This window comes from Candidatus Thermoplasmatota archaeon, assembly GCA_018814355.1.
Taxonomy (GTDB): Archaea; Thermoplasmatota; Thermoplasmata; order UBA10834; family UBA10834; genus COMBO-56-21.
In genome coordinates this window covers 1-8,142 of record JAHIZT010000098.1, presented here as the reverse complement: position 1 = coordinate 8,142, position 8,142 = coordinate 1, and the positions used below count along the sequence as shown (strand labels likewise).

Annotated in this window: 10 protein-coding genes and 1 tRNA gene; 3 read left to right on the top strand and 8 right to left on the bottom strand. The window is 51.6% G+C overall.

Going from position 1 to position 8,142, the window contains the following annotated elements; translation table 11 throughout:
* Positions 1-1,102: transposase (locus KJ653_07180; GenBank protein MBU0685608.1), on the bottom strand; the 1,102-nt coding region annotated here is incomplete at its 3' end.
* A 180-nt stretch (positions 1,103-1,282) separates the two neighbouring features.
* Here KJ653_07180 and KJ653_07175 point away from each other — a divergent pair.
* Positions 1,283-1,645 (top strand): response regulator, encoded by a 363-nt coding sequence (locus KJ653_07175; protein MBU0685607.1) that lies wholly within the window; start codon positions 1,283-1,285, stop codon positions 1,643-1,645.
* Positions 1,646-1,725: 80 nt separating this feature from the next.
* Entirely contained in the window at positions 1,726-3,060 is a 1,335-nt protein-coding gene (locus KJ653_07170) for a DUF835 domain-containing protein (GenBank protein ID MBU0685606.1), read from the top strand.
* 242 nt (positions 3,061-3,302) lie between these two features.
* Here the strand turns inward: KJ653_07170 and KJ653_07165 are convergent, their stop codons facing one another.
* Both KJ653_07165 and KJ653_07160 read right to left on the bottom strand, forming a co-directional pair.
* Complete coding sequence (locus tag KJ653_07165) at positions 3,303-4,409, bottom strand: hypothetical protein (GenBank protein MBU0685605.1); 1,107 nt, start codon at positions 4,407-4,409, stop codon at positions 3,303-3,305.
* A gap of 89 nt (positions 4,410-4,498) precedes the next feature.
* Positions 4,499-4,611 (bottom strand) — tRNA-Tyr (locus KJ653_07160).
* A gap of 118 nt (positions 4,612-4,729) precedes the next feature.
* Here KJ653_07160 and KJ653_07155 point away from each other — a divergent pair.
* A complete protein-coding gene (locus tag KJ653_07155) occupies positions 4,730-4,876 on the top strand; it encodes a hypothetical protein (GenBank protein ID MBU0685604.1) in 147 nt (48 codons plus the stop codon).
* Between the two features lie 88 nt (positions 4,877-4,964).
* Here the strand turns inward: KJ653_07155 and KJ653_07150 are convergent, their stop codons facing one another.
* The 5 genes from KJ653_07150 to KJ653_07130 all read right to left on the bottom strand — a co-directional run.
* A complete protein-coding gene (locus KJ653_07150) occupies positions 4,965-5,300 on the bottom strand; it encodes a hypothetical protein (GenBank protein ID MBU0685603.1) in 336 nt (111 codons plus the stop codon).
* Positions 5,301-5,462: 162 nt separating this feature from the next.
* Positions 5,463-5,606, bottom strand: a complete 144-nt coding sequence (locus KJ653_07145; protein MBU0685602.1) for a hypothetical protein — start codon at positions 5,604-5,606, stop codon at positions 5,463-5,465.
* A gap of 13 nt (positions 5,607-5,619) precedes the next feature.
* Complete coding sequence (locus KJ653_07140; GenBank protein MBU0685601.1) at positions 5,620-6,426, bottom strand: DUF3494 domain-containing protein; 807 nt, start codon at positions 6,424-6,426, stop codon at positions 5,620-5,622.
* 230 nt (positions 6,427-6,656) lie between these two features.
* Entirely contained in the window at positions 6,657-7,568 is a 912-nt protein-coding gene (locus KJ653_07135) for a DUF3494 domain-containing protein (GenBank protein ID MBU0685600.1), read from the bottom strand.
* Between the two features lie 151 nt (positions 7,569-7,719).
* The coding region (locus KJ653_07130; protein ID MBU0685599.1) for a PAS domain-containing protein at positions 7,720-8,142 on the bottom strand (423 nt) is incomplete at its 5' end.

Genomic DNA, 8,142 nt, shown 5'->3' with positions numbered 1-8,142 from the left:
CTGCCATCCCGTTCGAGATGGCTGTCTGCAGCAGGTTGATGCTGGCATTGATGTGCCTGTCGAGGTGCCAGCCGCACTCACACGTGAACTCCGTGCCCATTCGGGAATCTTGAATTTTCCCACATATCGGGCACTTTCTGCTGCTGTATCTTGGATCGACTCTGATGATCGGGATGCCTTTCCACGCTGCCTTGTACTCGATCATCTGGTGTAGCTTCCTCCTCGGCCACAGGCTGAGGCGACGATTCATATCCTTGCCCCTTTTGTACCGGATTCCTGTCAGGTCCTCAAGCACTACGGCTGACTTCTTGCCCTCGGCAAAGGAGAGCACGGCATCCGCCACCTGGTGGAGCCTGTACTCGACCCGGTGGCGCTCTCTTGTCCCTTCCCTTCTGCACAATCTTCTCGATGTGCGCCTGTCATGTGCCTTCTTCTTCTGCAATCTTCTTCGCCTGTCGTGATACCGCTGCTGAATGATGGCTACGTCGGGGAATTCCGCCTTAACCGGAACCGCTCCTTCAGAGTGGCTGTCGACGAACACGCCGTCCAGGCTGCGCTCGTTGGTGTCGAGAGAAAGGACCGATGCGGGGGTGTACGGTGCAGGAGCACCCTTCCTGAAAGCTATTACGACCCTATCGGGAAGAAGGGTCAGCGATCCCAGGGAGAGCGCCGTGTCACCCAGGTACTTCCGATGATAATGGCTGACACCGATACTCAATTTCACATGGCAGCCAGCCCTGATTGGAAGGTCTATGGCTCCGGACTTACGATTAAGCTTGTAAGCCTGGTTCTCTGCCTTCATCATGAGACGCTTCACATATGGGATATTGCTTGCAACACCTTTGCGAACGCGCCTGCGATAGTTCTTGATAACGCCACCAGCCACCTCGAACGCCGATACCAGATGCTTGGCATACATCCTTGGATGTTCCTGACGAAAATCCTTGTACGCGATTCTACACAAGGCGTTTCTCGATGTCACTCTCGCCTGGATGCCTGCACGGATCGCGTTGTTGACGGCCAATCTGAAGTCCTCGAGAAGGTATTTCGCCTCCGACGGAAGGTCCGTGTCCAGCCGGAAGACGGCTCCTTTGACCAACATCTCGTCCTCGACGATGACCAGTATATTACATTTCTCTGACTACATGTAGCAGTCGAAGGTCAAAATCCAAGCTTTCGGGCGTATTCATCACCCGAATTGCTCCAGAACCGGAAGTGGCCAACTTATATATGCAAGGATTCTTCTTCACATCTAGACAGCTTACTGGAAGGTTGAAGAACTATGGCGAAGGTTTTGATTGTCGAGGATGCACCGTTCATCAGGGAGATGATCCGGGACATACTCGAGTCTCACGATCACGAGATAGCGGGAGAGGCCGCCAACGGACTGGAGGCCATTGAGAAGTACAAGGCGCTTAAGCCCGACGTCGTTCTCATGGACATCCTGATGCCTGGCATGGATGGTCTTTCAGCCATAATGAAAATAATGGAGCAAGACCCCAAGGCCAGGATAATAGTGGTGAGCGCGCTCGTGAAGGAGGCGCTCCGGAAAGAGGCCATGAGGGCCGGCGCGATCGACTTCGTCGCGAAGCCATTCCAGGTCGAAAGACTCCTCGAAGCAGTGAGGGCCGCCACGACCGCATAGGGATGCACTCGTGGCATTCGAGAGACATGGAGAGCTGGATCAGGTGAGGTGGGCCTGACAGCCTCAAGAGGTATCACTAGATGATAGACTACACATGGGCGGCGTCTACTGGTGCCGGAGCGATTTGCCTCGGAGCCGGCCTGATTGGCTGGATGAAATCGCCTAGGTCCACCGTGGCAGCACTGTTCCTGCTCGCCATGGTCTCGGTGTTCGTGTCGATGACTACTGGACGTCTGTATTCGATAATCGACCCGGCGAATGCAGGCACTACAAACGCCGTCGCCAAAGCACACGTGATCTCCACTCTCCTCGCAATGACATTCCTCCTGGAAGTAACGCTCGTGTTTCCGTTCGAGAGGAAAGTCTCGTTCAGGCCATTGAACGCCATCGCCGTGGTGCTCATCACAGGTGTGGTGGCGGCATTTGTTGTGGGGTCGATGGCAGTGGCTGTCAATGTGAGCTCGACTACCTCCGACCTCTCCCAGGATTCCCAGAGAGCGATGGCAGGACATCTTGTAATCCTCATCGTCCTAGCGACAACGTCCGGATTGGTCTCTAGGCAGAAGGCAGGCGATGAGGGCAAGAAATCATCTACCATCTTCCTAATAGGCCTCTGGATTCTTGCAGCGGCCGGATTTATCAGTTCCGTTGACGCAGTTGGTACAGAAGTCATCTCAACGGCCATTACGGACGGCGTGATGGTCACAGGAGTAGCTCTCGCGGGCCTGATATTCGCATTCGCGATAGCGCGCGGACAAATGGTAATGGCCGCACCGGTCCAAGAGAAACTCTCCTCGAGCTCCAAGGCAAAATACAGACTCCTCCAAAGGTTCGTGTACATGGTCGTTGAACCAAAGCCGGACTTCGCGTTCACGATATTCACGGACGTCCTCAAGGGACGATGCATCGAATGCGCCAATGACGACAGCTTCCCCTGCGAGAGCCTGGATTGCGCATCATGCAAGCTCCCGTGCCCCTGTAGGGAATGCAAGAAGTACAAGAGTCGTCCGCAGGGCCTGATAGTCACACGACAGTATCCTCACGAGGTACGCGCAAAGTATTTCCTGCAGACGACCCCGATCATATGGCTATCGTCCGTGGCGGGAAATGACAACATGGATCCCGCGAAGCTCAGCCTCCTGACAGACAACCTCGTCAACTTCATGGAGAAATCACAGAATGGCGTCGTTCTGGTCGACGGACTCGAGTACCTGACAACTAGCAACGACTTCTCGCGGCTTCTCAAGGCAGTGGACAGATGGTCCGAGACGGCTATGACAAGCAACTCCGTCCTGATACTGTCGGTCGATGCCCGTTCGTTCGATCCGAAGGAACTCGCGATTATGGAGAGGAACAGAGAGGTCGTCCGGCCTGACGCGCCGAAGTCTTGGATGATCATCCCAGAGAGAGTCTGATCCTGAAGAGAGATGATCCCGACTCCCGTTTCTGAACTGTTTTTGTATTTAACTATTTCTAAAAGTGGAGGATGTTGTATTGTCCTGAATTAACTTCCTCTTTTGAATATTGGGGATTGTGAGCGTGTCCAGAAATCATTTTTATCATCATTTGATAATGTATCAAATCTGATTGTGAAACATAGTCCGACTTCTTTGAATGTGGCCAGATGAAATCATGCGGTTATTGAGGTCACTACTGACTACTTTCTTGCCTTGAATACCATCACGAAGTCCACCACGATCAGCATAAGGCCAAGGAGGATCAATGCCGAGGCGATAGTCGGAGAGTTGTGTATCCAGAAAAGTCCTTGGGAAAAGGATCTTGCATCTTCCTGAGATATCTCATAATCATTGCTCTCAGAGTATATCCCGACGGTATTGGGTGCTCCTTGGCCAACCGTCGTAAGATAGTACGTAAGGGTGGTGGTCTGCTTCAAAAGCGCTCCCGTGATTGGCTCATGATATTCATTGGTGCTCTCGTTAAAGGACAGAAACGCTGCAAGACCCGTTGTCTGATTGGTGTAGATAGGGAAAGGGATCTCAAATGTGTATGAGTAATTGTACAGGTACGTTTCAATGCTCTGGACCTTTACAACCCCCCCAAATTTGGCAGTGGTCGTGTTTCCAATCGAACCGATGTAAATGGGATAGGATTGTTGTTCAAGGTGATGTGTGAACACGGAGCGTGCATAGCCCGTCCGAGCATGAAGTCCGTTTGCTTCGTAGATGTCCGATCTGTAGGTCCAATTCTTCTCGTCGAGGTACATGGTAGAATTTGTTGGCTGGTATGGCTCGAAGGGGTAGGGTATTTCAGGCATCCCAGGGGCCATTGAAGGAAGCATCGCAATACCGCCTGCTAACAATCCTGTGTTCACATCAATAAGTAGAGTGGGCTGTTCAGTGATCTCTTTCACATAACTGAATTCTACGTAGCCATTGCCAGAATCCACACCTTTGATGGTTGTTTCTGTCACGGTGGTATAGTTCGACAATGCCGTGCTCGTGCCAGTCCCGTTGTACATTGGGTTGTATGGGAATAGGTAATCACGATTGACATTTGTGGTCTGACCGTTCGATGTGAAATCGTGGTCAAAATCCTTAGAGAGAGTGAGCTCTTCATCCATTTTGGCTTGGAAATAAACGCTGAGTATCAAACCTAGAACGATCAAAACGACGCTCACAACAAAAAGGACCTTCTGTTTCTTGTTAATACCCTTCTTTGAAGGGCGTCGAGCAGAACTGGCATCCTCGGAGGGAGCTTCAGGTTCAGGCTTCGGTTCCGCGAGTGGTCCATCTTGTGCGCCCATATTCTCCAGAATAAGCGGTGTTATATATCAATCTACTTCAATCATCTTAAACTTGAAATTTGAATGGTATCTGGTCTGAACTGAAAGTATGGTCCCGACTCCCGGATTTGAACCGGGGGCCTGCTGATTTCAGCGACTGAGATCGGGCGTGCCGATTTCCATACTACAGTCAGCCGCTCTTGCCAGTCTGAGCTAAGTCGGGATTGGTGTGCCAGAACGTTATGCGAGCGCACCCTATTATGAATATCGTATAAATCGTTTTGCGGCCAGGAAAAGCCCTTAGGGGAGGAAAGGCGATACAAGGAGCAGGTGGTTTGAGAATGCAGAATCCAGGCACACCAGAGCAGCTCGCCGCACACATACTCATTGTGAATCCAGTAGTCTGCCCGAAATGCCTAGCTAGGTATCCCAAGGGCACAAAGGTTTGCAGCGTATGCGGAAAGGAGATTCCTCAGAAGGACGATTAGTAACAATGCCTTTGTGTCTCACCTAGGAAAGGATCTCAGGGAAGGAAATGGGAAGAAAAGGTTTTCGTCGAGCCCAGTACATCTTTTGTCACAGAGGACCCACGACCGTAGGCAATATGTAGCCCACAAAGAAGGCGACGATCCACACGACGATCGCTACTCCGAGTGACTTCCACCAGCCCATGCTGTAGAGACTACCGAGCGCCAGCAGCCAGACGAATCCGGCCACCAATGCCGCTAGAAGCCCTTCGCCCAGGAAGTAGTATGCTAGGGCGTAGATGACAGCCCCCACCAGGGCGGCCAATATAGCCGTCCCTATGCCTTCTTTCTCTTCAAACAGCTTCGTGATCACGTAGATGATGATGGTCGAGACGATCAGCCCGACGAGGAAGAAAATCAAGGCTTCCTCAAGTGATACAGACATGTTTTCATCACCTCTCAGGTCCTCATGATTCTCTTGCCGGCCTTGCGTCCCTTTACAGGGCCGCATCCACCGGCAGATTTCGACGCGCGACTCTTTGCCGCTGTCATTCTTCCGCCTCTGCTTTTCTTTGCCATTTCTTGTCACCTCCAATTCTTTTCGATTCTACCTGATCTTTATGACTCCCATTAGGATCAAGACCACGATGGCTATTGCTATCGCACCAAGAGCGCCAAATATGAACCAGCCTGCCAAGAATGCGACCACTGAGCCCAACCCAATGTGAGACCATTGCACGGTTATTGGCATTCCACACCGCCTCCTACTTCCTGACGGTATTGGCATCCATTGAAACCGCTGATTGCGCCAACGCCATGCCGTCCAGGGTAGCGCCGGTGTTCAGCACAATCGCCGTTTGACACAGTATGATTCCCTGCATGGCTGCCGTCGTTCCAATGGTAGCTTGGCCTGCGACCTGCCAGAAGACGTGTGAGGCCAGTGCGCCGCCGCTCAGAGTGATAATGGCACCGTCGGCCACTTCTAGGTTCTGCGCTATCTGGAAGATCCAGACATCATTTGCGGCACCTGATAGAGTGACGCCAGCAGCAGATATTATGACCCCAGTACCCCACTTGTAGAGACCGGGAGCGAGCGTCATCGTAGTAATGTCTCCTGCGCCCAGTTCAGTCTGATCAGGGTTTGTCCGTCCAGCTGCGTCGGTGTACGCGGTCTCCATGTCGCTTACAGCTGTAGTCATTTTGGTCGGCGTTGGAGCAGTGTAGTCGGGTGCATACACGCGTCCAGTCACTAGAGATGATGTCGAGTATGTAGCCCCGCTAGCATATACCAATCCAAATCCGGTTATGAAAGATGCAGCAGCTGGACTAATCCCAACATCTCCAACAATCGAGGTGGTCCCCGTGGTTGAGATCCCTGTCTTTGCTAGAATCACAAAATCGTCAGCCGATCGAAGGTTCACAGCTGCTGGCCCAGATCCCAATCCGTCACTGCCACCGCGATCTCCAGTTCCGTCTGACTCGTTCCCTGTTAGCAATATGTACCCTGCCCCAAATCCCACGATTACGAGGGCAATCACAATAGCTACTGCAATCAACACTGTTCTCTTCATTGCCGGCTTCTTCGGCTTACTAGCTTCCATAGACTACGGATATGCCAGCATCCGATATACCGTTATTTCAACATCACTGACAATTTGCTGAAGGATTTGATGCAAATTCAAGTGGCGGTGGAGACTAGCCGAGATACTCGCCGCCCATAACTTAGCGATAGAAGTCGACCATGCGATCTAGGATGAAGATGAGAAATTACGAAAAAGGAAAAGGTTTGGGATCAGAGAACTCACTTCTTCTGATTCCTGACTTTGCTTACTATCGCCACGACAAACACCATTCCGACCAAGGGAATCAGAACTTGCGAGAATTCCGGTATCACAGTGCCGGGTGTGTAAACGTAGTTGGCGTCCATGGTAACCGCTGTCTGAGCCAATGCGCTACCCTCTAGCGTTGCGCCGTTGTTCATCACAATCGCTGTCTTGCACAATATGATTCCCTTCATGACAGATGTCGTCTCAAGCGTGACTTGGCCTGAGACCTGCCAGAAGATGTTAGAAGGTTGTGCTCCGCTTAGAATAACATGGGTTCCGCTGGCCAGAGTAAGATCTCCCGCAATCTGGAAGATCCAGACGTCGCCTGCCGCGCCCGAGATAGTGACACTACCAGTAGACACCTGGACCCCAGTGGTCCAATTGTAGAGACCGGGGTCGAGAGTCATCCCAGCAATATCTCCGGCACCCTCATTTATGAAGTCAGGTGATGGCAGTCCAGCTGCGGAGTTGTACGCGGCCTCCATGTCCAGTACAGCCGTAGACAAGTCAGATGGAGTCGGGGTGCCATAGTCGGAGGCATATACAAGCCCAGTGACCAAAGCTGAGGTCGAAGATGTAGCTCCAGGAGTGTATATTAGATCAAATCCAGTTATGTCTGATGCAGCTGCTGGACTAGTGCCAATATCGCCCCAAATATGGGTGGCTCCCGTAGCTGTCATTCCTGCCTTTGTCAGGATCACATAATTGGCAGCTGTTCCAAGGTCTACTGCCGTCGGCCCAGCTGACTGGGCTGGAATTGTCGCATAGAAGCCTAGAACAACAATCATTGGAACAACAATCATTGAAAGTAGGATCGCGGGCCAATATCGAGCACGATCTGCTCTCTTCCCAAGCCTTGATCCAACAACTGTACGCTTTCCGACCATACCGTCTTCTCCAACAAGTGCCAAATTCGCACTCTCTTGAATATTTTGCATGCTTCGAGATATGCCCTGGTCGTTATACCGCTATTTCAAAATCATTGACAATTCAATGAAGGATTAGATACAAATCTAGTCAGCAGTCTACAGCTCCAATTTAACGCGTTTGCGCCTTGTCGAGAGCCTTGCGCAGCTCGCTCTCTAGCACTTTCCTTTTTGAAATGTCGCTTACGACCGCCAGCATGCGGGCAGGTTCTTTGTTTTGGTCCAGCAAGATGTCTCCGGCTTCGCGTATCCAATGAATTGAACCATCTGACCATACTACGCGGTATTCGACGTCATACTCCTTCTTGCCCTTCAAACACGCATCCGTTGCATCGGCGACTTTGTGGCGGTCTTCGATGTGAACGCAATCGAGAAGTGCATCGTGGGTAAGTTTGATTTCACCCTGGCCAAAGCCGAAGATTCGCTCCAAACCGTCAGACCATGCCAGCTCACCTGTTTTGAGATTCCAGTCCCAGGCGCCGCTCCTTGCAGCGAAAAGAGCCGAAGAAAACCGGTCTTTGCTTTCGGCCAGTAT

Excerpts from the sequence above, each read along its gene's own strand:
- KJ653_07170 (MBU0685606.1), top strand. The coding sequence starts at position 1,726 with ATGATAGACTACACATGGGCGGCGTCTACTGGTGCCGGAGCGATTTGC.
- KJ653_07140 (MBU0685601.1), bottom strand. The coding sequence starts at position 6,426 with ATGAAGAGAACAGTGTTGATTGCAGTAGCTATTGTGATTGCCCTCGTA.
- KJ653_07175 (MBU0685607.1), top strand. The coding sequence starts at position 1,283 with ATGGCGAAGGTTTTGATTGTCGAGGATGCACCGTTCATCAGGGAGATG.
- KJ653_07150 (MBU0685603.1), bottom strand. The coding sequence starts at position 5,300 with ATGTCTGTATCACTTGAGGAAGCCTTGATTTTCTTCCTCGTCGGGCTG.
- KJ653_07145 (MBU0685602.1), bottom strand. The coding sequence starts at position 5,606 with ATGCCAATAACCGTGCAATGGTCTCACATTGGGTTGGGCTCAGTGGTC.
- KJ653_07155 (MBU0685604.1), top strand. The coding sequence starts at position 4,730 with ATGCAGAATCCAGGCACACCAGAGCAGCTCGCCGCACACATACTCATT.
- KJ653_07165 (MBU0685605.1), bottom strand. The coding sequence starts at position 4,409 with ATGGGCGCACAAGATGGACCACTCGCGGAACCGAAGCCTGAACCTGAA.
- KJ653_07135 (MBU0685600.1), bottom strand. The coding sequence starts at position 7,568 with ATGGTCGGAAAGCGTACAGTTGTTGGATCAAGGCTTGGGAAGAGAGCA.